General features: G+C 69.5%; 21 protein-coding genes. 16 read left to right on the top strand and 5 right to left on the bottom strand.

The annotated features are described in order from the left end of the window. The first annotated feature begins 118 nt into the window (after nucleotides 1-118). The 8 genes from AB0I43_RS30630 (at nucleotide 119) to AB0I43_RS30595 (ending at nucleotide 9,428) form a co-directional block, all read left to right on the top strand. Nucleotides 119-952, top strand: a complete 834-nt coding sequence (locus AB0I43_RS30630) for an SMP-30/gluconolactonase/LRE family protein (protein ID WP_356980227.1) — start codon at nucleotides 119-121, stop codon at nucleotides 950-952. A gap of 971 nt (nucleotides 953-1,923) precedes the next feature. Further along, nucleotides 1,924-2,589 (top strand): phosphoribosylanthranilate isomerase, encoded by a 666-nt coding sequence (locus AB0I43_RS30625; RefSeq protein ID WP_356980228.1) that lies wholly within the window; start codon nucleotides 1,924-1,926, stop codon nucleotides 2,587-2,589. Nucleotides 2,590-2,642: 53 nt separating this feature from the next. Continuing rightward, nucleotides 2,643-3,740 (top strand): BMP family ABC transporter substrate-binding protein, encoded by a 1,098-nt coding sequence (locus AB0I43_RS30620; protein ID WP_356980229.1) that lies wholly within the window; start codon nucleotides 2,643-2,645, stop codon nucleotides 3,738-3,740. Between the two features lie 9 nt (nucleotides 3,741-3,749). Beyond that, complete coding sequence (locus AB0I43_RS30615) at nucleotides 3,750-5,267, top strand: ABC transporter ATP-binding protein (RefSeq protein WP_356980230.1); 1,518 nt, start codon at nucleotides 3,750-3,752, stop codon at nucleotides 5,265-5,267. Continuing rightward, on the top strand, nucleotides 5,264-6,523 hold the full coding sequence (locus tag AB0I43_RS30610) for an ABC transporter permease (protein WP_356980232.1): 1,260 nt from the start codon (nucleotides 5,264-5,266) through the stop codon (nucleotides 6,521-6,523). Before AB0I43_RS30615 ends, AB0I43_RS30610 begins: the two co-directional genes overlap by 4 nt. Then, nucleotides 6,520-7,803, top strand: coding sequence for an ABC transporter permease (locus AB0I43_RS30605; RefSeq protein ID WP_356980233.1), 1,284 nt, complete (start codon nucleotides 6,520-6,522; stop codon nucleotides 7,801-7,803). Before AB0I43_RS30610 ends, AB0I43_RS30605 begins: the two co-directional genes overlap by 4 nt. Before the next feature lie 46 nt (nucleotides 7,804-7,849). Then, entirely contained in the window at nucleotides 7,850-8,851 is a 1,002-nt protein-coding gene (locus tag AB0I43_RS30600) for a MerR family transcriptional regulator (protein ID WP_356980234.1), read from the top strand. A 79-nt stretch (nucleotides 8,852-8,930) separates the two neighbouring features. Continuing rightward, complete coding sequence (locus AB0I43_RS30595) at nucleotides 8,931-9,428, top strand: hypothetical protein (RefSeq protein WP_356980235.1); 498 nt, start codon at nucleotides 8,931-8,933, stop codon at nucleotides 9,426-9,428. Between the two features lie 98 nt (nucleotides 9,429-9,526). Here AB0I43_RS30595 and AB0I43_RS30590 read toward each other — a convergent pair whose 3' ends face one another. Both AB0I43_RS30590 and AB0I43_RS30585 read right to left on the bottom strand, forming a co-directional pair. Next, the gene (locus AB0I43_RS30590) at nucleotides 9,527-9,937 is read right to left on the bottom strand and encodes a nitroreductase family deazaflavin-dependent oxidoreductase (protein WP_356980236.1); all 411 of its coding nucleotides are present in this window, start codon (nucleotides 9,935-9,937) and stop codon (nucleotides 9,527-9,529) included. Nucleotides 9,938-9,996: 59 nt separating this feature from the next. After that, nucleotides 9,997-11,454, bottom strand: a complete 1,458-nt coding sequence (locus AB0I43_RS30585; protein WP_356980237.1) for an NAD(P)/FAD-dependent oxidoreductase — start codon at nucleotides 11,452-11,454, stop codon at nucleotides 9,997-9,999. 33 nt (nucleotides 11,455-11,487) lie between these two features. On the opposite strand from AB0I43_RS30585, the gene AB0I43_RS30580 reads away from it, so the two are divergent. Continuing rightward, nucleotides 11,488-12,525 (top strand): AraC family transcriptional regulator, encoded by a 1,038-nt coding sequence (locus AB0I43_RS30580; RefSeq protein ID WP_356980239.1) that lies wholly within the window; start codon nucleotides 11,488-11,490, stop codon nucleotides 12,523-12,525. A gap of 51 nt (nucleotides 12,526-12,576) precedes the next feature. On the opposite strand, the gene AB0I43_RS30575 is transcribed toward AB0I43_RS30580, so the two are convergent. After that, nucleotides 12,577-13,284: a hypothetical protein gene (locus AB0I43_RS30575; protein ID WP_356980241.1), complete on the bottom strand. Its 708-nt coding sequence runs from the start codon at nucleotides 13,282-13,284 to the stop codon at nucleotides 12,577-12,579. 169 nt (nucleotides 13,285-13,453) lie between these two features. Here AB0I43_RS30575 and AB0I43_RS30570 point away from each other — a divergent pair, with 169 nt between their 5' ends. The 7 genes from AB0I43_RS30570 (at nucleotide 13,454) to AB0I43_RS30540 (ending at nucleotide 19,587) form a co-directional block, all read left to right on the top strand. Further along, complete coding sequence (locus AB0I43_RS30570; protein WP_356980243.1) at nucleotides 13,454-13,831, top strand: hypothetical protein; 378 nt, start codon at nucleotides 13,454-13,456, stop codon at nucleotides 13,829-13,831. Nucleotides 13,832-13,895: 64 nt separating this feature from the next. Then, a complete protein-coding gene (locus tag AB0I43_RS30565; RefSeq protein ID WP_356980245.1) occupies nucleotides 13,896-14,468 on the top strand; it encodes a YdcF family protein in 573 nt (190 codons plus the stop codon). Nucleotides 14,469-14,932: 464 nt separating this feature from the next. Beyond that, entirely contained in the window at nucleotides 14,933-16,525 is a 1,593-nt protein-coding gene (locus AB0I43_RS30560; RefSeq protein WP_356980246.1) for a GMC family oxidoreductase, read from the top strand. Nucleotides 16,526-16,534: 9 nt separating this feature from the next. Then, the gene (locus AB0I43_RS30555) at nucleotides 16,535-17,257 is read left to right on the top strand and encodes a VIT family protein (protein WP_356980248.1); all 723 of its coding nucleotides are present in this window, start codon (nucleotides 16,535-16,537) and stop codon (nucleotides 17,255-17,257) included. 146 nt (nucleotides 17,258-17,403) lie between these two features. Next, nucleotides 17,404-18,114, top strand: a complete 711-nt coding sequence (locus AB0I43_RS30550) for a GAF and ANTAR domain-containing protein (protein WP_356980249.1) — start codon at nucleotides 17,404-17,406, stop codon at nucleotides 18,112-18,114. Between the two features lie 110 nt (nucleotides 18,115-18,224). Continuing rightward, nucleotides 18,225-18,782: a phosphoribosyltransferase family protein gene (locus tag AB0I43_RS30545; protein WP_356980251.1), complete on the top strand. Its 558-nt coding sequence runs from the start codon at nucleotides 18,225-18,227 to the stop codon at nucleotides 18,780-18,782. A 127-nt stretch (nucleotides 18,783-18,909) separates the two neighbouring features. Then, nucleotides 18,910-19,587, top strand: a complete 678-nt coding sequence (locus AB0I43_RS30540) for a phosphoribosyltransferase (protein ID WP_356980253.1) — start codon at nucleotides 18,910-18,912, stop codon at nucleotides 19,585-19,587. 85 nt (nucleotides 19,588-19,672) lie between these two features. Here AB0I43_RS30540 and AB0I43_RS30535 read toward each other — a convergent pair whose 3' ends face one another. Next, the gene (locus AB0I43_RS30535; RefSeq protein WP_356980254.1) at nucleotides 19,673-19,882 is read right to left on the bottom strand and encodes a CsbD family protein; all 210 of its coding nucleotides are present in this window, start codon (nucleotides 19,880-19,882) and stop codon (nucleotides 19,673-19,675) included. A 12-nt stretch (nucleotides 19,883-19,894) separates the two neighbouring features. Further along, nucleotides 19,895-20,050 (bottom strand): hypothetical protein, encoded by a 156-nt coding sequence (locus AB0I43_RS30530; protein ID WP_356980256.1) that lies wholly within the window; start codon nucleotides 20,048-20,050, stop codon nucleotides 19,895-19,897. Nucleotides 20,051-20,086 lie beyond the last annotated feature (36 nt).

Here is a 20,086-nt window from a genome sequence, read left to right as displayed (position 1 = left end):
GCGTTTTGCGGGGCGCGCCAGGGATAGGTTGGCAGCGTTTCCGTGCGTGGGCCGAAGGCGATGAGTTCTCGGCACCGGGCCCGTCAGCATTTCTGTCGACGAGGAGAGGAAATCAGAAGTGGGCGCATCCGAGGTGTTGGTGGAAGGAATCGCGTTCGGCGAGTCACCGCGGTGGCACGACGGGCGGCTGTGGTTCGCCGATTGGGCTGCGGGGCAGGTGATCCGGGTCGGAGAGGACGGCGGGCAGGAGGTGATGGCGAGCGTCGAGTCGTTCCCCCTGTGCTTCGATTTCCAGCCCGACGGCCACATGCTGCTGGTGGATTCGACGCACGCGCGGGTGCTGCGCCGCGAACCGGGCGGGGAACTCGAAGCGCACGCGGAGCTGAGCGCGGTGGCCGTCACGCCGTGGAACGACATCGTCGTCGACCAGCACAGCAACGCCTATGTCAACAACATCGGATTCGACTTTCCCGGCGGCGAAGTCGCGCCGGGGCTGGTGGTGCGAGTCGGCGCGGAAGGCGAGGTACGCCGCGTTGCCGACGATCTCGCCTTCCCCAACGGAATGGCCATCAGCCCGGACGGCGAAACGCTGGTAGTCGCCGAGTCCTACGCCGAGCAACTCACCGCCTTCACCATCGCCGACGACGGCAGCCTCACCGCACGCCGCGTATGGGCCCCGACCCCCGGCGACCACCCCGACGGCATCTGCTTCGACACCGAAGGCCACCTCTGGTACGCCGACGTCGGCAACCGCCACTGCGTCCGAATCGCCGAGGGCGGCACAATACTTTCCACCGTCACCCTCGACCGCGGCGCATTCGCCTGCGCACTGAGCCGCGACCCCTCCCCACGCCTGTACGTGGTCGGCCAGCGATACGGCGAGGAAACCAACTCCCATAGCGGCCGAGTAGTGGTCTTCCCCGCTCCCGCCCCGGGTGCGGGCTGGCCCTGAGTCGCGACCGCCGATAGCGCCTACGCAAGCCCCGTCGCGTCACGGCCCCGTCCGCGGCGTTCCTCAACTGCCCTGAATATGGGATGGCCATATGCGACAGTCGGTAGCGCACGCCAGAGAACCGCCACCGGCCCGGTCCCAGCGCCGGTATAGCGCTCCTGATTGGCAACGTATACAACATACGCACTAGGACGATCGCGCCTGCGCGGTGAACTTTGGCCGGTCCCTGGCACCCGACAGTCTGCTGCCGTGCTCGACGTCGCACACGGCGCTCGCCGACAAGCTCGCCCAGTACCTCCACCGGACGCGGCAATTCGGCACTGAGCCAAGCGATCCCGCCCGGAGAATTCACTACGATCCACGCGCAGAACGCGTCCGACGATCTAGTACATGACCCCGCCGGGACGATCACGAGCCTGAGCCGGATCAGCCCAGCCGCGTTACCGCAGCCTCGGTCCGACGATCAGGTGCAGGCCCGTTGAGGGGGCACGCGTCGGATCGGATCAGCCGCGCCGCGTTACCGCAGCTTGCGTTCGACGAGCAAGTGCAGATCCGGCTGAGGCCGTCACGCGCTGGACCGCCTCAGCCGGGCCGCGTTGCCGCAGCTTGCGTTCGACGAGCAAGTACAGGCCCGGCGTGGCCGTCACGCGTTGAACCGGATCAGCCACGCTGCGTTACCGCAGCTTGTTTCCGACGATCAGGTGCAGGCCCGGCTGGGGCGGTCACGCGTTGGGCCGGATCAGCCCAGCCGCGCTGCTAAAGCCTGGGACCGACGAGCAAGTGCAGGCCCGGTCGGGGCGGTCACGCGTTGGGCCGGATCAACCCAGCCGCGTTGCCACAGCCTGGGACCAACGAGCAAGTGCAGGCCCGGTCGGGGCGGTCACGCGCTGAACCGAATCAGCCCAGCCGCGTTGCCGCGGCTCGTGTTCGACGAGCAAGTGCAGGTGGGGGCTGGGCTAGGGTTTGGGCGTATGACCGTGCGGGCGAAGATTTGCGGGATCAGGTCCGAGGGGGATCTTCGGGCGGCTGTGGCGGGTGGGGCTGATGCGGTGGGGTTTATTTGTGGGGTTACGCATTTCAGTGAGGATGCGTTGGATGTCGAGGGGGCGCGGCGGTTGGTGGGGATGACGCCGCCGTTCGTCGATCGGGTGCTGGTTACGCATTTGGCGGAGGCGGGGGCGATTGTCGAGCTGGCTGAGCGGGTCGGCGTGGATACGATTCAGGTGCATGGGCTGGTTGATGCGGGGACGTTGCGGCGGGTCAAGCGGGGGGCCGGTGGGCGGCGGGTGCTCAGGGCGGTGCATGTGACGGGGGGTGAGGCGTTGGAGGTGGCGCGGGAGGCCGCGGCGGATTGTGATGGGGTGCTGTTGGATTCGCGGACCGCGGAGCGGCTCGGTGGTACCGGGGAGACGCATGACTGGTCGATCAGTGCGCGGATTGTGGCGGAGTTGGGGTGTCCGGTGATTCTCGCGGGTGGGCTCACGCCGGCCACCGTGCGCGCGGCGGTGGCGATGGTCGCGCCGTTCGCCGTCGATGTCAACAGTGGTGTGGAGGATGGGCGCGGCGACAAGGTCGCGGCGGCGTGTGCGGCATTCGTGCGGGCGGCGCACGGCGGCGCGGAGACCGAGATTGTGTAAAGCAATGTTTCAATTTCAATCGCGCACACGGCCGATCGGGTAAATGTGAGCAGATGAGATCTGCCACTGCCTTGAAGACCATTGTCGCCGGCGGTGCCGCCGCCGCGCTCGTGCTCCTGTCCGCCTGCGGATCTCCGCCGGCCGACAAGGACGCCAAAGGATCCGGCAATACCTACGGTTCGGCCGACGCGAAATTCCGGGCCTGCATGGTGACCGACGCGGGCGGCGTGGACGACAAGTCGTTCAACGAATCCGGCTGGAACGGCGTCAAGGCGGCGGTCGACGCCAACAAGGCGATCTCGGGCAGCTACCGGCAGTCCAACAGCACCGCCGACTACGAACCCAACCTGCGCGCCTCGGCCGACGACGCGGACTGCGGCCTGGTGATCGGGGTGGGCGGCCTGATGGCGGACGCGATCACCACGGTCGCCAAGGAGAACCCGGACAAACGCTTCGCGATCGTCGACACCCACGTCGACCTACCGAACGTGTACTCGATGGAGTTCAACGCCGCCCAATCCTCCTTCCTGGCAGGCTATCTCGCCGCGGGCACCACGAAGACCGGCAAGGTCGCCACCTGGGGCGGCATGCAGATCCCGGCGGTCACCATCTTCATGGACGGTTTCGCCGCGGGCGTGACCAAGTACAACCAGACCCACAACACCAACACCGCGGTGCTGGGCTGGGACACCGCGGCCCAGAAGGGTTCGTTCACCGGCAATTTCGACGACACCAGCGCGGGTCGCTCGCTGACCGAGAACTTCCTGGCCCAGGGCGCGGACGTGGTGCATCCGGTGGCCGGCCCGGTCGGCCTGGGCGGCGCCTCGGCAATCAAGGACAAGGGCAACGCCACCATGATCTGGGTGGATTCCGATGGCTACCAAGCGGTCCCGGAGTACAAGCAGATTATCCTGTCCTCCTCGATGAAGGACATCTCCTCGGCGATCCGCGTCGCGATCGACAACGCCTTCAACGAGGGTGCCAAGGACGGCCGCTACGTGGGCACCCTGAACAACAAGGGCGTCGCGCTCGCCCCGTTCTACGAGTTCGACAGCAAGGTCCCCGACGCGCTCAAGCAGGAGCTGAAGCAACTGCAGGCCGACATCATCGCGGGCACCGTCACCGTGACCTCACCTGCCGCGCCGAAGTAACCGCAGCGTATGCGCCTCGAGTTACGCGGACTGACCAAGAAGTTCGGCGATTTCGTCGCGGACGACGCGATCGACCTGACCGTGCTGCCGGGCCAGATCCACGCCGTCCTCGGCGAGAACGGCGCGGGCAAGTCCACGCTGATGAACATGCTGTACGGGATCCTGGAGCCCACCGACGGGCAGATCCTGATCGACGACGCACCCGTGCGCTTCCGCTCGCCGGGCGACGCCATCGCGGCCGGAATCGGCATGGTGCATCAGCATTTCAAGCTGGTCGGACCGTTCAGCGTCGCCGACAACGTGCAACTCGGGCGTGAGCACGTCAAGGCGGGGATCCTCGATCGCGACGCCGCCCGGCGCGCGGTTCTCGAGGTCTCCGAGCGCTACGGCCTGGCCCTGGATCCGGACGCGATCTGTGAGAACCTGCCGGTCGGCGTCCAGCAGCGGGTGGAGATCGTCAAAGCTCTGTCGGGCCATACCGAGCTGCTGATCCTGGACGAGCCGACCGCGGTACTCACCCCGCCGGAGGTCGCCGAACTGCTGGCGATCATGCGCAGCCTGGCGGAGTCGGGCATGTCGATCATCTTCATCAGCCACAAGCTGAAGGAGGTGAAGGCGGTGGCCGACACCATCACGGTGATCCGGCGCGGCAAGGTCGTCGCCGAGGCGGCGCCCACCGACAGCGAGGCGGAGCTGGCGGCGGCGATGGTCGGCCGCGAGGTCTCACTCACCGTGGCGAAGACGCCCGCCGCACCGGCCGCGGACGCGCTGCGGATCACGGACCTGACGGTGCTCGACGACCGCGGCGTCCCGGTCTTGGACGGCCTGAACCTGACCGTGCGCGCGGGCGAGATCGTCGGCTTGGCCGGCGTCGAGGGCAATGGCCAGACGGAACTGGCGCGCGCCGTCCTCGGGACCCTGACACCGGCCGCCGGCGCCATCGAGATGACCGGCGCCGAGGTCACCCGCTGGTCGCCGCGGCGCCGGATCGCGGCCGGACTCGGCTACATTCCGGAGGATCGGGCCCGCGACGGCCTGGTCGGCGATTTCACGGTGGCCGAGAACATCGTGCTGAACCAGTACCGGGAAGCGCCGCTGTCCAGGCGCGGCGTGGTCGACGACAAGGCGGTGCGCGCGGTCGCCACCAAATCCGTGGCGGAGTTCGACATTCGTACCCAGGGCCCCGGCGAGCGGGTGTCCGCGCTGTCCGGCGGCAACCAGCAGAAGGTCATCATCGCGCGGGAATTCTCCCGGCCGCGCAAGGTTCTGGTCGCCGCGCAGCCGACCCGCGGCGTGGACATCGGCGCCATCGAGTTCATTCACGCCCGGCTGGTGGCCGAGCGCGACACCGGCACCGCCGTGCTGCTCATCTCCGCCGAGCTGGACGAGATTCTGGCGCTGTCCGACCGGGTCGCGGTGATCTACAACGGCCGCATCGTCGGCGAGGTGGCGCCGGACAGCCCGCGCGCCGAGATCGGACAGCTGATGATCGGCCACCGGCCCGAGACCGCGGCGGACGAGGCATGAACCCGGACACGACGACCGCGGAGACCGAAGACCGGCGAAAAAGCTTCGGCCCCACCTTCGTTCGCTATCTGACCGAAGCCAACAACGTCATGGTGACGATCTATTCGCTGCTGCTGGCCTTCGCCATCGGCGCGTTGCTCATCATCGTCTCCGACCCGGGCGTGCGCGGCACCTGGAGCTACCTGTTCGCCCGCCCCGCGGACGCGTTCAGCTCGTCCTGGTACGCCGTGAGCACCGCCTACCAGGATCTGTTCCAGGGTTCGATCCTGGATTTCGGTCGCCTGCAACAGTTCCTGGCCGGGGACGCCACGCTGGCCCAGGTCCTGCGGCCGCTCTCGGAGACGCTCACCTACGCCACGCCGCTGCTGTTCACCGGCCTGGCCGTCGGATTGGCCTTCCGCGCCGGGCTGTTCAACATCGGCGCGCAGGGGCAGTTCATCTTCGGCATGCTCGGCGCGCTCATCGTGGGCTTCGCGGTGGACCTGCCGGCCGTGCTGCACCTGCCGCTGGCGCTGCTGGCCGGCGGTCTGGCGGGCGGTCTGCTGGGCGCGGTGCCCGGTTATCTCAAGGCGAGAACCGGTGCGCACGAGGTCATCTCCTCGATCATGCTGAACAATATCGCCGCCTATTTCCTGATGTGGGCGCTCGGCACCACCTTCCTCCACTCGGTGACCTCCCAGGAGCTGGTGTCCAAGCCGGTGGCCGTCTCGGCCCGGCTGCCGCAGCTGCTGGGCTGGGCCGGATCGGGGCTGCGGGTGAGCATCGGCCTGCTCCTGGGTTTCGCGCTGGCGGCCGGAACCTGGTGGCTGCTCAGTAAATCCACGTTCGGTTTCCGGATCCGCGCCGTCGGCGCCAACGCGCACGCCTCGGAGACCGCGGGCATGGACATCGGCCGCACCTTCACCACGACCATGGGCGTGGCGGGCGGCCTGGCCGGGCTCGGCGGCGCGGCCCTGGCCCTCGGCCTGAGCCCCTACACCGTCAATCCCGGCACGGCCGTGGAGTACGGCTTCGACGGCATCACCGTGGCCCTGCTCGGCCGCGCGCATCCGGGCGGAATCGTCGCCGCCGCACTGCTTTTCGGTGCGCTGAAGTCCGGCACCCTGCACATGCAGCCCGCGATCCCGGTGGAGATGTCCACCCTGCTGCAGGCCGTCATCGTGCTGTTCATCGCCGCACCCGCGCTGGTGAAAACCCTGCTGCGGCTGCGGACACCGCGCGGCGGGCTCAACACTCTGGAAGCGAGGGGCTGGTGAACGCATCGACCGGCACCGAACCGCAGGTGTCCGACAAGGCTTTCCGGCGGCGCACGCGGGCGGCCGCCGGGCTGATCGGCGCCGGGCTGCTGCTCGGCACGCTGGGCCTGCTGCTCGTCGACGACGGGCGGACCACCACCTACCGCCTGGATCAGACCGTCGACGCGAGCTGGACCCTCGGCACGATCGGGGTCGTCGCCGTGCTCAGCGGCCTCGCGGTGGTCGCCGGGGCGGCGCTGCTGGTGCTGCCCAAGCCGGTGGTGACCAGGTGCGATCAGGCCCTGATCGGCGCGGGCGTGGCCGCGCTCGTGCTGGCCGCGCTGTCCTGGACGGTCACCCCCGGCGTCGGGTTCCCGGTCGAATTCGTGCTGGCGACCACCCTTTTCCTGGCGCTACCGTTCATCTTCGGCGCCCTCTCCGGTGTCGTGGCAGAACGCTCCGGCGTCATCAATCTCGGCATCGAAGGCCAGTTCCTGACCGGCGCCTTCACCGCCGCGCTGCTGGCCTCGGTAACCGGCAACGCCTACGCGGGCATGCTCGCGGCCATGCTCAGCGGCATCTGCTCGACCCTGCTGCTGGCCTGGCTGGCGACCCGCTTCCAGGTCAACCAGGTGGTCACCGGCATCATCCTCAATCTGCTGGCGCTGGGCCTGACCGGTTTCCTCTACGAGCGGCTGATGCGCGCCGACGGCTCGCTCAACCAGCCCGCCACCGTGCAGCGCGTCGGCGACGCGCTGGGCCCGCTGGCCCGCATCCCGATTCTCGGGCCGGTGCTCTTCGACCAGAACGTCTTCGTCTACGTGGCGCTGGCCAGCGTCGCGCTGGTGGCCTTCCTGCTGTTCCGGACCCGCTGGGGCCTGCGCACCCGCGCGGTCGGCGAGCACCCGGCCGCCGCCGACGCGGCCGGGATCAACGTGAATCGGCTGCGCTTCTGGAACGTCACCCTGGCCGGGGCGCTGTCGGGTTTCGGCGGCGCCTTCTTCACGATCGCCAACAATGTCTCGTTCAGCAAGAACATGACCGCGGGCCTGGGTTTCGTCGCGCTGGCGGTGATGATCGTGGGCCGCTGGCATCCGTTCGGCGTGCTCACCGCCGCGCTGCTGTTCGGCTTCTCCAGCGCCCTGCAACGGTTCCTGAACACCATGCCCGGCAATCCGATCCCCACCGAGTTCCTGGGCATGCTCCCCTACGCGGTCACGCTGGTGGTGGTCGCCGGGTTCATCGGCCGGGCCGTGGCCCCGGCCGCGGACGGCATTCCCTACACGCCGGGCGGCAAATAGCCGCGGCGTTTGACCTTCGAGTTACCTGAGGCTCCATGATGGCCGGGTGACGGAGTTGACGATCGGGGCGATGGCACGGGCCAGCGGGGTGACCGCGAGCGCGCTGCGGTTCTACGACGATTGCGGCCTGTTGCCGCCGGCCCGGGTCGATCCGGTGACCGGCTACCGCTTCTACACCGAGGACCAGTGCGGGCGCGCGATCGCGCTGCGGCGGCTGCGGGAGATCGGCGTGCCGCTCGAGGGCGTGGCCCGGATCCTGGACGGTGAACCGTTCGAGGCGGTGCGGGTGCTGGACGCGCATGTCCGCGAGCTCCAGGAACGCGCGCGGGCGGCCGCCGAGGTCGCCGCGGCGATCAAGCGGGGACTGGGCGGCGTGGTCGTCGGCGGCAACGCGCTGGCCGAGGCGGTGGATCAGGTACGCCCGGCGGCGGCGCGCGGCGGCGAATTCGTGGTGCTGAACGGCATATTCGTGGAAGCCGACGAGACCGCCGTGCGGGTGACGGCGACCGATCGCTACCGGTTGACGACCCGGACCCTGGTGCCGAGCCAACCCGGCGGCCGCTGGTCGGCGGTAGTGGAGGCGGAGGCGCTGTGCACGGCCGCGGATCAGCTGCGCAAGGTCGAGGCGGTGAGCGCGTCGGTCACCGAGGACGCGCTCGTCCTGGTCGCCGACGGCACCGAGCACCGCTGTGCCCTGATCGCCGAGCCCTTCCCGGACTATCGCGCCATCCTCGCCGGCTTGGCGGCGGTGCGTACGCGAGTGGTCGTGGATCGCGCGGCGCTGCTCACCGCGATCGACCGCGCACCGGTCGTATTCGCCATCGGCCCAGCCGAATTCACGGTGCGCGACTACGGGAGGCTGCCCGCGTCCGTCGCCGGTCCGGCCCTCGAGATCGCGTTCGCCCCCGAGGTCCTGCGACCCGCTCTGCTCGGCGCCGTCGGCCCCGACGTCATGCTCGACCTCGCCGAGCCCGACCAGCCGGTGGTGGTCCGCTCCGCCACCGACGGCGACCTCACCACCCTGGTCATGCCGATCCGCCTTCCCTGACCCATCCCCCACCCGCGCCGGAGCAGCACTCCGGCCGGTTCTTCCTGCCCGAAATACCCCTCTGTACAAGGAGTTCCGCATGAGCACCACCGACTCGACGATGGACGCGATCATGGGCGCGGTCGGCCTGGGCCGCGACGGCGACCCGGGCGCGGCACGTGCCGCACTCACCGATATCTGGAAAACCCTCGGCCCCCAGGGTGATCCGCTGCATCGCTGCACCCTCGCGCACTTCCTGGCCGACCTCCAGGACGACGCCGCCCAGGCCCTCGCCTGGGACGTCCGCGCGCTCGACGCCGCCGACAGCCTGACCAACGAGCGTGCGCGACAGCATCACTCCTCGCTCGACGTCGCAGGCTTCTATCCGTCGCTGCACCTCAACCTGGCCGACAACTACCGGCAGCTCGGCTCGTTCGAGGCCGCGCAGCACGCGCTCGACGCCGCGCGCGCCTGCCTGCACACCCTCGGCGCGGACGCCTACGGGGACATGATCCGCACCGCCGTGGCGGAAGTCGAGGCGGCCGTCCGGGCTCGCTCCACCGCACGCCGCGACACGGCACCCGGCCCGGCGGCCTGACCAGTCGGGCGCACGCCCGCGGAGAGGCACCCTCGAGCTCGAGCACACAGTCCGAACACGCTGCCTCGCACTACGATTCAGTGCGAGGCAGCGGATCGTCACGCCGGTGTCAGGGCCACCACCGGAATCACCCGCGAGGTCTTCGCCTCGTAATCCGCGAAGCCGGGCATGATCTCGACCATCGCGGCGTAGAGCCGGTCCCGCTCCGGCCCACCGGTGATCGGGGTGGCCGTGGCCTGGAGGTCGCCGGTGCCGAGTTCGACGGTCACCTCGGGGTTCGCCAGGATGTTGTGGTACCAGTCCGGGTTGCTGTCCGCGCCCGCCGCCGAGGCGATGATCACGAGGTTTCCGCCGTCACGCAGGAACGCCAGCGGGTTGACGCGCGGCAGACCGGATTTCGCGCCGGTCGTGTGCAACAGCAGCAGGTCGCGCCCCTCGAACGGGCCGCCCACCTTTCCGTCGTTGGCTCGGAATTCCTCGATGATCTTGGCGTTCCAGTCGTCGGCCATGCAGTTCCTTTCTCGGGCTCGGAACTGAGAACCTACCGACCCGCCCCCGGAATTCCCGGTCAGCGCGCGCGGGTTCCGGTCAGCGTCTTGTGCAGGTTGGTGCGCATGGTGGTGGCCGTGTCGAGCAGGTAGTTCTGCCGGACCTTCCAGGGATGCCGATCACCCTGGCGCGGGAAGTCGCCGATGGAGCGCTGGATGTAGCCGGAGGCCAGATCCAGCAGCGGGCGCTCGGCGAGATCGCCCTCGGGCTCGGGGACCACGGCGCCGAACCGGTTGCGGTCCATGTGGCGCAGCACCTTGCAGACCAGCCGGTGCGTGAGGTCGGCGCGCAGCGTCCAGGAGGCGTTGGTGTAGCCCAGGCAGACCGCGAAGTTCGGGATGCCGGTGAGCATGGCGCCCTGCCACACGAACTGCTCCGACAACTCGACCTTGCGGCCGTCGACGATCGGGGTGATGCCGCCGAAGGCGAGCAGTTGCAGGCCGGTGGCGGTGACGACGATATCGGCGGGCAGCGTGCGGCCGGACTTCAGCCGGATGCCCTCGGGCACGAAGGTGTCGATGTGGTCGGTGACGACCTCGGCCTTGCCCTTCTTCATGGCCTTGAAGAAGTCGGCGTCGGGTACCGCGCACAGGCGCTGGTCCCACGGGTCGTAGGCGGGCGTGAAGTGTTCGGCGACCGCCCGCTCGTCCTTGAGAATGCGGGTGGTCAGGCCGGTGAGCAGCTTGCGCGCGGATTCCGGGCGGCGTCGGCAGTACTGGTAGAACCCGATGTTGAACAGGATGTTCTTGGTGCGGATGACCCGGTGCGCCAAGTCCGCCGGCAGCAGTTCGCGGATCTTGTCGGCCTGTTTGTCGCGGCCGGGCACCGCGCTGATCCAGCTCGGGGTGCGCTGCAGCATGGTGACCGAGGCGGCGGTGTCGGCCATGGCCGGGACCAGGGTCACCGCGGTGGCGCCGCTGCCGATCACCACGACGCGCTTGCCCGTGTAGTCCAGGTCCTCGGGCCAGAACTGCGGGTGCACGGTCTGCCCGGCGAACTCGGCGGCACCCGGGAACTCGGGGGCGTGGCCCTGGTCGTAGTTGTAGTAGCCCGCGCAGGTGTAGAGGAAATTGCAGGTCATGGTGCGCTCGCCGGCCTCGGTGGCCAGGGTGAGCGTCCAGCGCGAGGTCTGCGAGGTCCATTCGGCCGCGACGACCTTGGTGCGGTACCGGATGTGCTGGTCGATGCCGAACTCGGCGGCCGTCTCCTTGATGTAGCGCAGGATGGACGGCCCGTCGGCGATGGCCTTGGCGTCGCGCCACGGCTTGAACGGATAGCCGAGGGTGAACATGTCGGAGTCGGAGCGAATCCCGGGATAGCGGAACAGATCCCAGGTGCCGCCCAGGGCGTCGCGCGCCTCCAGGACCGCGTAGCTCTTGCCCGGGCATTCGGTCTGCAGCCGGTAGGCGGCACCGACGCCGGACAAGCCCGCGCCCACGATCACGACATCCACATGGTCCCGAACCTCAGCGTTCATGACTCCAGTGTGAGAAAGGTGTAACCGAGATTCTTGACTTTGCGCGACAAGTATTTGATTCTGGACGACATGTCGGTAATCCGGTCGGCGGGCCTGCGCGGCTTTCGCGCCACGGTGGCCGAGCTCGGCGGCAATGCCGAGCAGCTGGCCGCCGCGGTCGGATTCCCGATCGAGGCCCTCGACGCCGACGACACCCTGGTCTCCGATCAGGTCATGGCCGCGGTGCTGGAACTGGCCGCGCACCGGCTGGACTGCCCGGACCTGGGCCTGCGCATCGCCTACCGGCAGGATCTGGACATGCTCGGCCCGCTCGCCCTCGCCATCCGCAACTCGCCGACCCTGGGCGACGCGCTGGAATGCACCTCGCGCTACCTGTTCGTGCACGCGCGCTCGCTCAGCCTGACCGTGGAACCCGATCCGTACGAGGATCGCGGCATCGTGGCCCTGCGCTATGGGGTGCAGCCCGGCTCACCGACGCCGGTGCAGGGCACCGACCTGGGCCTGGGCTTCCTGCATCGCACGATCCAGCGACTGGCCGGGGAGCGCTACGGGCTGCGTTCGGTCGAACTCCCCTATCGGCCGCAGGCGCCGCTGCGGGTCTACGAGGAGTTCTTCCACGCGCCCGTGCGGGTCGGGCGACCCGCCGCGATGCTGCGGGTGCCGGGCAATCTCACCGACCGGTCACTGTCCGGCGGTGACGAGAACCTGCACCGCCTGGCCATCGCGTTCCTCGCCGAACAGGCCCGGCACGCGGGCGTTTCCATCGTTCCGCAGGTGCGCGCGGCGATCCAGCAGTTGCTGGGCACCACGCCGCCGGAGGTCGGCATGGTCGCGAAACTGCTGACCCTGCACCCGCGTACCCTCCAGCGCCGCCTCGGCGCGGAGGGCACGACCTTCGCGCGCATCCTCGACGACGTGCGTCGCACCGAGGCCCGCCGCTACCTGACGACCACGGACATGCCCATGACCCAGATCGCCGCGCTGCTCGGCCTTTCCGAGCAGGCCACGTTCACCCGCTGCTGCCGGCGCTGGTGGGGTGCGACCCCCAGCGCCGTGCGCCGCGAGGCTTGAGCAAGACCGCGATGCCGTTCGGACGCCCCGGCCCGCCCTGCGCCGCGAAAATCAGTCCGCCTTTTCCACCTTGCGAACAGCGTCGACGAACAGCTTCTGGAACACGGCTTCGTCGAGGGTGTCCTTGAGGGCGCTCACCCGGACCACCACGGTGAGACCGCGCAGCACCGCCATGCCCTGGTAGCCGACCGAGACCAGCGGCTTGCCGGAGCCGACCGTGGACGTCGTGGTGGTGCGGTAGGCGATCGCGTTCACGCCCTTCAGATCCGCTGGCGCGCTGAGGTTCTCGGCCTTGGCACTGGTGCTGATCTGCTTGCCCTCGACCGAGCTGGTGACCGAGATGTCGCCGCAGGTCTTGTTGCCCTCGGTGACGGCCTGCAGATCGCCGGTGCGGCCGGCCAGGAACTCGATGTACATGACCCCGGATTTGGCGTCGGTGGCCGCGGCCACGGCCGAGTCGGCCAGCAGCGCCTTGCTGGCGGTGCCGAGATCCTTTGTGGTCGTGCCGCATTCGGCGGGAGTCAGGGTGGCGCTGTCCTGCAGACCGGTCATGTCCGCGGCGGCCGCGTCCAGCTTGTCCTTGGGCAGATCGATTTTCTTTGCGCCGGAGGGAAATTCAGCCTCGGTCAGCAGCAGCTGGTCGCGCGGCGTGCTCGGCGCGGCCGTGCTGTCCGCCGATTTCGATTCGCCACACCCGCTCAGCAGCAGCGCACCCGCCGCCAGCCCCGCCATCCACCGTGCACCCCGCAGATTGATCATGGGCGTCAGCATGCCAGCTCACGCGGGCGGGCAGCGAACCGGACCGGACATGACAAAGGCGGCGTCGATCACCTCTAGGCAGTGTCCTGGGCGGCCCCTAGACTTCTGCCGCGGATCCCGGTGTTCGCCGGGGATTTCGGCTGGCGTGACCGGGTGAGGAAGGGGCCGCATGGATACGGTCAGAGAGGTTGCCGAAGAGGGCAAGCGGCTGATCGATCGGGCGTGGCTCGGTGAGTTGTCCCGGGACGAGGCGGTGCACCGATTCGTTCAGGTCGGCGACGGCATGGTCTGCCCGGTGACGGCCCGCGAAATCATCGACGACGGCGTGCGCTGGCTGGATTCCAACGCCACCCGACTACGGATCCTCGGCTGGTGCGCGCTGCTGGAATTGCCGCTGTTCGGCGGCTTCGCGGTGCTCGCGCTGCTGCTCGGCGATTACCTGACCGCCGGCCTGTCCCTGCTGCTGCTGGTCGCGCTGCAGCTGATCCACCGCCGGCTCATGCCGCATCCCACACCCGTCCGGAAGGTGCGCCGCGTCCGCCAGTAGCCGTGCCTGCCGCGCCGACCGGCATCGCGCTGGGCCGCATCGGCTTTCGCGTATCGTCGAGGGCATGCCGGGCCCGCCGCCCACCGGATTCCGCCGTGGTTGCTCGCAGGTCGCCCGATACGGCCTGCCGGTGCTCGCGCTCTTGCTCGCGGCGGCGCTGGCGGGCGTGCCGGTCTACATTCACCCCCAGACCGATCCGCTGCGCCCGGCCGACGCCATCGTGGTGCTCGGCGGCACCGCCTACGAACGCTTCGATCTCGGCCTGGACCTGGCCCGCCGCGGCTACGCCCCCGAACTGCTGATTTCCCGCTCCACCGGCAACGACGACACCGTGATGGACAAGTACTGCGCGGGCCACTTCGATTTCACCGTGGACTGTTTCGTCCCGGACCCGTGGACCACCGACGGCGAGGCGCAGGAGATCCGCCGCCGCGCCGAGCGATTCGGCTGGCGGCACCTCATCGTGATCACCTACACCCCGCACGTGTCCCGCGCCCGCTACATCGTCGGCAAGTGTTTCGACGGCGAGCTCACCATGGTCGCCAGCCCGAGCGAATCCGGCGTGCGTTTCTGGTCCTGGATGTATGTCCGCCAGTCAGCCGGGTACGTCCGCGCTTTCCTGCATCGCGGCTGCTGAATCGGGTACGCGAGCGGCTCCGGCTGCATAGAGGACGCATGTCCGCCACTCGGCCTTGGCCGTGCGCGTCTTTCCGCATCACGGCTGCTGAACCGCGCACACGAGCGGCCCCGGCCGCATAGAGAACGCATGTCCGCCAATCGGCCTTGGCCGTGCGCGCATTCCCGCATCACGGCTGCTGAACCACGTACACGAGCGGCCCCGGCCGCAGAGACGAGCATGCCCGCGCTTTCCCGCATCGCGCCTACCGAATCAGGTATAAACCCAGCCCCGGGCGCATAAAGTAGCACTGTTGCGAGTCCAGGGGCGGACACGGAACGATGCGTATCGATCAGCGGCGCTCGGCCGATCAACACACTGCCGACGTCTGCGATCCGGGCGGCCTCTCGAAACCGACGACACCTGCCGACGCGGGCGCCGAACAGCGGCGTGCGCTGCCGGTCGCGGCCCAGGGAGGAACGCGGATGCGGATCGATGAGCTATCCACGGTGGCCGACGCGGAACTGGTCGCCGATCTCTGCGTGATCGGTTCCGGCCCCGCCGGACTGACCCTGGCCGCCGAACTCGCCGGAACCGCCACCAGCGTAGTGATTCTGGAGAGCGGCGGCCGCGACGCCGCGGAGTCCGCCAACGCACTGGACGACCTGGACGACGCCGGAGCGCCGCACGCGGTGGCCGGCCGGGTGGCCGGTGACCGGGTCCTGGGCGGCAACTCCTACTCCTGGAGCGGCCGCTGCGGCCTGCTCGACGACCTGGACTTCGGCGCTCGCGCTTGGGTTCCCGGCTCGGGCTGGCCGATCACCGGCCTGGATCCCTATCTGGAACGCGCCGCCCGGCACCTCGGGATCGGCTACGGGACCGGGTTCACCGACGACGCCTTCTGGGAGCTGGCCGGACGCGCGCGCCCCCGGGAAGCACTGGACCCGAGCGCCTTTCGCCCCTACTTCTGGCAGATCAGCCGCGATCCGGCCGACCCGTTCGACTGCAAGCGGTTCGGCAGGCACGTCGAAGGTCTTGCCGCGCCCAATGTCCGGGTGCTGCTGCACGCCACCGTCACCCATATCGACACGAATCCGCAGGGCACCCGCGTCGAGGCGGTGCGGGTCGCGGATCCCGCGCCGCGCACGGTCCGCGCCCGGCGATTCGTGCTGGCCGCGGGCGGCATCAACACGCCGCGACTGCTGCTGGCCTCCCGGCGGATTCGCCCCGAGGGCGTCGGCAATCGGCACGATCTGGTGGGCCGCTACCTGATGGACCACCGCTGCGGCGCGGTCGGCACGCTGGCGCCCGCGCAGGCCGGCGCGGCGCTGCACCGGTTCGGCAAATACGTGGTGCGCAGTCCGCACGGCCGACACACCTTCCTGCACGGACTGGCCCTCGCCCCCGCGCTGCAACGCACCGAGCAGTTGCTCAACTGCGCGCTGTGGTTGCAGGAGGTGCCCGCCGACGACGACCCCTGGGAGTCGGTGAAGCAACTGCTGCGCGGGCGCGGCACCCGCCGCGACGCCCGGGTGGCGCTCGCCAACCCCGGCCTGCTGCTCACCGGCGCGCGCCGCCGGCTCATCGAGCACGCCGGGCTACCGCACAAGCTGGACCGAATCGAGTTGCGCTGCATGGTCGAGCAGGAGCCGGACCCGGCCAGCCGGGTCACCCTCAGCGATCGGGTGGACCGGCTCGGCGTACCACTGGCCCGGGTGGACTGGCGCGTCCACGAGCGCGAGGACGCCACCGTGCGGCGGGCGGCCGCGCTCGCCGTGGAGCAGTTCGCCCGGCTCGGCTATCCGAAACCGGCGCTCCACGACTGGGCGCGGGCCGGCAGCACGCTGCCGACCCAGCTGACCGACTGGGCGCACCCGACGGGCACCACCCGCATGGCGGCCCGCCCACAGGACGGCGTGGTGGACACCGACTGCCGGGTGCACGGCGTCGAGAACCTCTACGTCGCGGGCAGTTCGGTCTTCCCCACCACGGGCCACGCGAACCCGACGCTGACCATCGTGGCGCTCGCCGTGCGGCTGGCGGACCGGCTCCGCGATTCCGGCGCACCCAGCGGATAGGGTCCGGAGATGGCCGAGACCAGCACCGGAGCCCACCCCGGCGAGCCGCACCACGAGCCGATGGCGGCACGGCTGAACTGGCTGCGCGCGGGCGTGCTCGGCGCCAACGACGGCATCGTCTCGACCGCCGGCCTGGTGGTCGGCGTCGCTGCGGCCACCACCGGCACCGCGGCGATCCTGACCGCCGGCGTCGCCGGGCTCAGCGCGGGCGCGATCTCGATGGCGGTCGGCGAGTACGTCTCGGTGAGCACCCAGCGCGATTCCGAACGCGCCCTGCTCGCCAAGGAAGCCCGCGAACTCCGCGAGGAACCCGATTCCGAGCTCGCCGAACTGGCGGGCATCTACACGGCCAAGGGCCTCAGTCCCGACACCGCGCGCCGGGTCGCCGAGGAGCTCACCGCCCACGACGCCTTCACCGCGCACGCCGAAGCCGAACTCGGGCTGGATCCCAGGGAACTCACCAACCCGTGGCAGGCCGCCGCCTCCTCAGCGGTGTCGTTCACGCTCGGGGCACTGCTGCCGCTGCTGGCGATCCTGCTGCCGCCGGTGCCGCTGCGGATCCCGGTCACCTTCGTGGCGGTCCTGGTCGCCCTGGCCGCGACCGGCTCGGTGAGTGCCCGGCTAGGCGGCAGCGACCGCGGCCGGGCGGTGCTGCGCGTGGTGTTCGGCGGCGCCCTGGCCATGGCCGTAACCTACGGAATAGGCCAGCTGGCAGGACTTTCCGGAATCTGATCGATCGTTTCTCTCGCCGGCGAGCGGGTATTTGCCAGACAAGTTGGACAACCCAGCGACACCCCAGCGATGGAGGCTGGTCAGCCATGTCCCAGGACATGAGAGATCGAGATGATGAGAACACCGCGTACGAACTCGTTTCCGGGATGTCCGAGCTGACGGCCCTGCTGCTGTCCACCAGCGACATCGAGTCCGCGCTCCGCCAGCTGGCCACGGTCGCCTCCCGGATGCTGCCCGGCAAGCCGATGGCCGGGGTATCGCTCAAACGCGCCGACGACACCGTCACGGTCGGAGCCACCGGCGCCGAGGCCAGCCGGGTCGACGAACTCCAGTACCAGCAGCGCACCGGCCCCTGCCTGGAAGCCATGCACACCGCGGAGCCGGTGTCGGTGCCCGACGTGGCGCGGGAGAACCGCTGGGGCGACTACCCGGCGCGGGTGATGGCGCACGGCATCCGGTCGATCTACGCCCAGCCGCTGCTCGCCGACGGCAAGCCCATCGGCTCGCTCAACCTCTACGCGACCGCGCCGAACGGATTCGACGAGCAGACCCGCTGGGCCATCAAACTGACCGGCGAGCACACCAGCGTGCTGCTCAGCACCGCGCTGGCGGTGGCCCGTCAGAACGATCGCACCGCGCAGCTGCGGGCCGCCCTGGCGTCCAGGTCCCTGATCGATCAGGCGCTGGGCATCGTGATGGGGCAGCGCGGCTGCACCCGCGCGCAGGCCTTCGACATCCTGCGCAGCGCCTCGCAGCATCGCAATATCAAACTCACCGCGATCGCGCGGGAGATCATCCGCACGGTCACCGGAGCCGAGCCCGAGGGGCCGCATTTCGCCGAGGGCAGCGGGCAATAACCTCGTTAGCTCCCTGATCGCCCGACCACATGGTTAGACTTCGAGTCCTCTCCGAGTCCCGAAGCGCGGCTCGCCCATTCGCGATCTCCCTTGGATTCAGGAGGATTCCCATGTCCTTTTCCGACCGCCGCGACGCAGGTCGCCGGCTCGTGGACCGCCTGCGCGCGTTCCGCGGGGACGATGTGGTCGTGCTCGCGGTGCCCACCGGCGGCGTGCCGGTCGCCTTCGAGGTGGCGACCGCGCTGCGGTTGCCACTGGACGTGATGGCCCCACGAGAAGAACTGGCGCACAAGGAGTTCGAATATCGCGGCGGCCGGGATCCGGTGCCGCTGCGGGGCCGGACCGCGCTGATCGTCGATGACGGGATCAGCACCGGCGCCACCGCGTGGGCCGTCTGCGCGCACGCGAAAGCCGAAGGGGCGGTAAAGATCATCTTCGCGGCACCGGTCGGGCCCAGCCGGGTGATCCGGCAGCTGAGCCGCCTGGTCGAGCACGTGGTGTGCCTGGAGACGCCGGATCTGCCGCACTCCGTCGGCCGGTGGTACCTGGACTACTCCGAAATCGGCGACGACGCGGTGCTCGACCTGGTGGATCGCGCCAACAACCGCTGGTTACAGACCGACCGGCCCGGCGCCGGCCCACCGCACGAGCGGCACCCCGTCGGCTGACCCGCCGGCCGGTGCCGCACGGTGGCCGCTCGCGGCCAGTTCTGTTCGGGCGTAAGCTACAAACACTCTCCGAGTCCAGCAGCGCGGCTCGAACCCGTGGCGGAATTCGACTCAGGAGGTTCGCTGGATGCCATTTCACGACCGTCGCGATGCCGGACGCCGACTCGTCGAGCGGTTGCGGGGCTTTCGCGGCTCCGAGGCCGTCGTCCTCGCCGTCCCCCGGGGCGGTGTCCCGGTCGCCTTCGAGGTGGCCGCGGCGCTGAGCCTGCCGCTGGAAGTGGAAGTGGTGCGCAAACTCCGGGTGCCGTTCCAGCCCGGTCTGGTCTTCGGTGCGGTCGGCGACAACGGCGTCCAGGTCATCGATGAACCGCTGCTGCTGCGCGCGTTCGTCTCCGATCCGGAGCGGCACCGCGTCACCCGGGAAGCCCGGAATACGCTGTCCCGCAGTATCGTCCGCTATCGCGGGCCGGGTTCCGCGCTGCGGCTGGACGGCCGGGTCGCGATCGTCGTCGACGACGGCGTCGCCACCGGGGCCACGGCTCGCGCGGCGATCGAGGCGGCCCGTGCGCGGGGCGCCGATCGCGTCGTCCTGGCCGCGCCGGTCGGTTCGCCCCGGGCCATCCGCAGCCTCAGCCGGTCCGCCGATCATGTGGTCTGCCTGGAAACTCCGGCCATGTTCCATTCGATCGCCCAGTGGTATCAGCATTTCGACGATGTCCCGGAGAACACGGTCTGCGAATTACTCGCTCGATTATCTCCGCCCGCTCCGCGATCGCCGGTTCCGCAGGCCGATCCGGTCCCGTAGTCCATCGCCGCATTCGTCGTTCGGGCACAAAAAAGCTGCCGGCCGATGGGCCCGGTGCCCATCGGCCGGCAGCTTTGCGACCAGGTCAGCGTTTGAAGGCATCCCTCACTTTGTCCGCGGCACGTTTCAGATTGCCGCGAGCTTGATCTCGGCGCCCCTCCGCCTCGAGCCGGCGATTGTTCGTCGCCCGGCCGAGGAACTTCTTGACTTTGCCTGTGGTCGCCTGAATTTGATGCGAGAACCGGTTTTCCCGCCGCGGGCCGGAGCCCGCAGGACGATCATTCAACCCTGACATCGCACGACCTCATCAGTAATAGTGACGCCGGCCACCGACCGGGCGGCCGACCGAACCGGCGATCAGCAACACGGCGCCGACGAGCAGCACGATGATGCCGGCGGTGACGAGTAGCTGAATTCCGAGCAGCCAGCCGACCACCAGGAGTACCAATCCGAGAATAATCATTGTCTTATCCCTTTCTCGACGATCGAACGCTGATCG

It is taken from the genome of Nocardia sp. NPDC050435, assembly GCF_040655395.1.
Classification (GTDB): Bacteria; Actinomycetota; Actinomycetes; order Mycobacteriales; family Mycobacteriaceae; genus Nocardia.
Note: the sequence above shows the minus strand (reverse complement) of the source record. Positions and strands in the feature narration are given on the sequence as shown.

Bases quoted from the DNA above. Each gene is read 5' to 3' on its own strand.
- AB0I43_RS30625 (WP_356980228.1), top strand. From the start codon at position 1,924: ATGACCGTGCGGGCGAAGATTTGCGGGATCAGGTCCGAGGGGGATCTT.
- AB0I43_RS30620 (WP_356980229.1), top strand. From the start codon at position 2,643: ATGAGATCTGCCACTGCCTTGAAGACCATTGTCGCCGGCGGTGCCGCC.
- AB0I43_RS30615 (WP_356980230.1), top strand. From the start codon at position 3,750: ATGCGCCTCGAGTTACGCGGACTGACCAAGAAGTTCGGCGATTTCGTC.
- AB0I43_RS30610 (WP_356980232.1), top strand. From the start codon at position 5,264: ATGAACCCGGACACGACGACCGCGGAGACCGAAGACCGGCGAAAAAGC.
- AB0I43_RS30595 (WP_356980235.1), top strand. From the start codon at position 8,931: ATGAGCACCACCGACTCGACGATGGACGCGATCATGGGCGCGGTCGGC.
- AB0I43_RS30590 (WP_356980236.1), bottom strand. From the start codon at position 9,937: ATGGCCGACGACTGGAACGCCAAGATCATCGAGGAATTCCGAGCCAAC.
- AB0I43_RS30585 (WP_356980237.1), bottom strand. From the start codon at position 11,454: ATGAACGCTGAGGTTCGGGACCATGTGGATGTCGTGATCGTGGGCGCG.
- AB0I43_RS30575 (WP_356980241.1), bottom strand. From the start codon at position 13,284: ATGATCAATCTGCGGGGTGCACGGTGGATGGCGGGGCTGGCGGCGGGT.
- AB0I43_RS30570 (WP_356980243.1), top strand. From the start codon at position 13,454: ATGGATACGGTCAGAGAGGTTGCCGAAGAGGGCAAGCGGCTGATCGAT.
- AB0I43_RS30565 (WP_356980245.1), top strand. From the start codon at position 13,896: ATGCCGGGCCCGCCGCCCACCGGATTCCGCCGTGGTTGCTCGCAGGTC.
- AB0I43_RS30560 (WP_356980246.1), top strand. From the start codon at position 14,933: ATGCGGATCGATGAGCTATCCACGGTGGCCGACGCGGAACTGGTCGCC.
- AB0I43_RS30555 (WP_356980248.1), top strand. From the start codon at position 16,535: ATGGCCGAGACCAGCACCGGAGCCCACCCCGGCGAGCCGCACCACGAG.
- AB0I43_RS30550 (WP_356980249.1), top strand. From the start codon at position 17,404: ATGTCCGAGCTGACGGCCCTGCTGCTGTCCACCAGCGACATCGAGTCC.
- AB0I43_RS30545 (WP_356980251.1), top strand. From the start codon at position 18,225: ATGTCCTTTTCCGACCGCCGCGACGCAGGTCGCCGGCTCGTGGACCGC.
- AB0I43_RS30540 (WP_356980253.1), top strand. From the start codon at position 18,910: ATGCCATTTCACGACCGTCGCGATGCCGGACGCCGACTCGTCGAGCGG.
- AB0I43_RS30535 (WP_356980254.1), bottom strand. From the start codon at position 19,882: ATGTCAGGGTTGAATGATCGTCCTGCGGGCTCCGGCCCGCGGCGGGAA.
- AB0I43_RS30530 (WP_356980256.1), bottom strand. From the start codon at position 20,050: ATGATTATTCTCGGATTGGTACTCCTGGTGGTCGGCTGGCTGCTCGGA.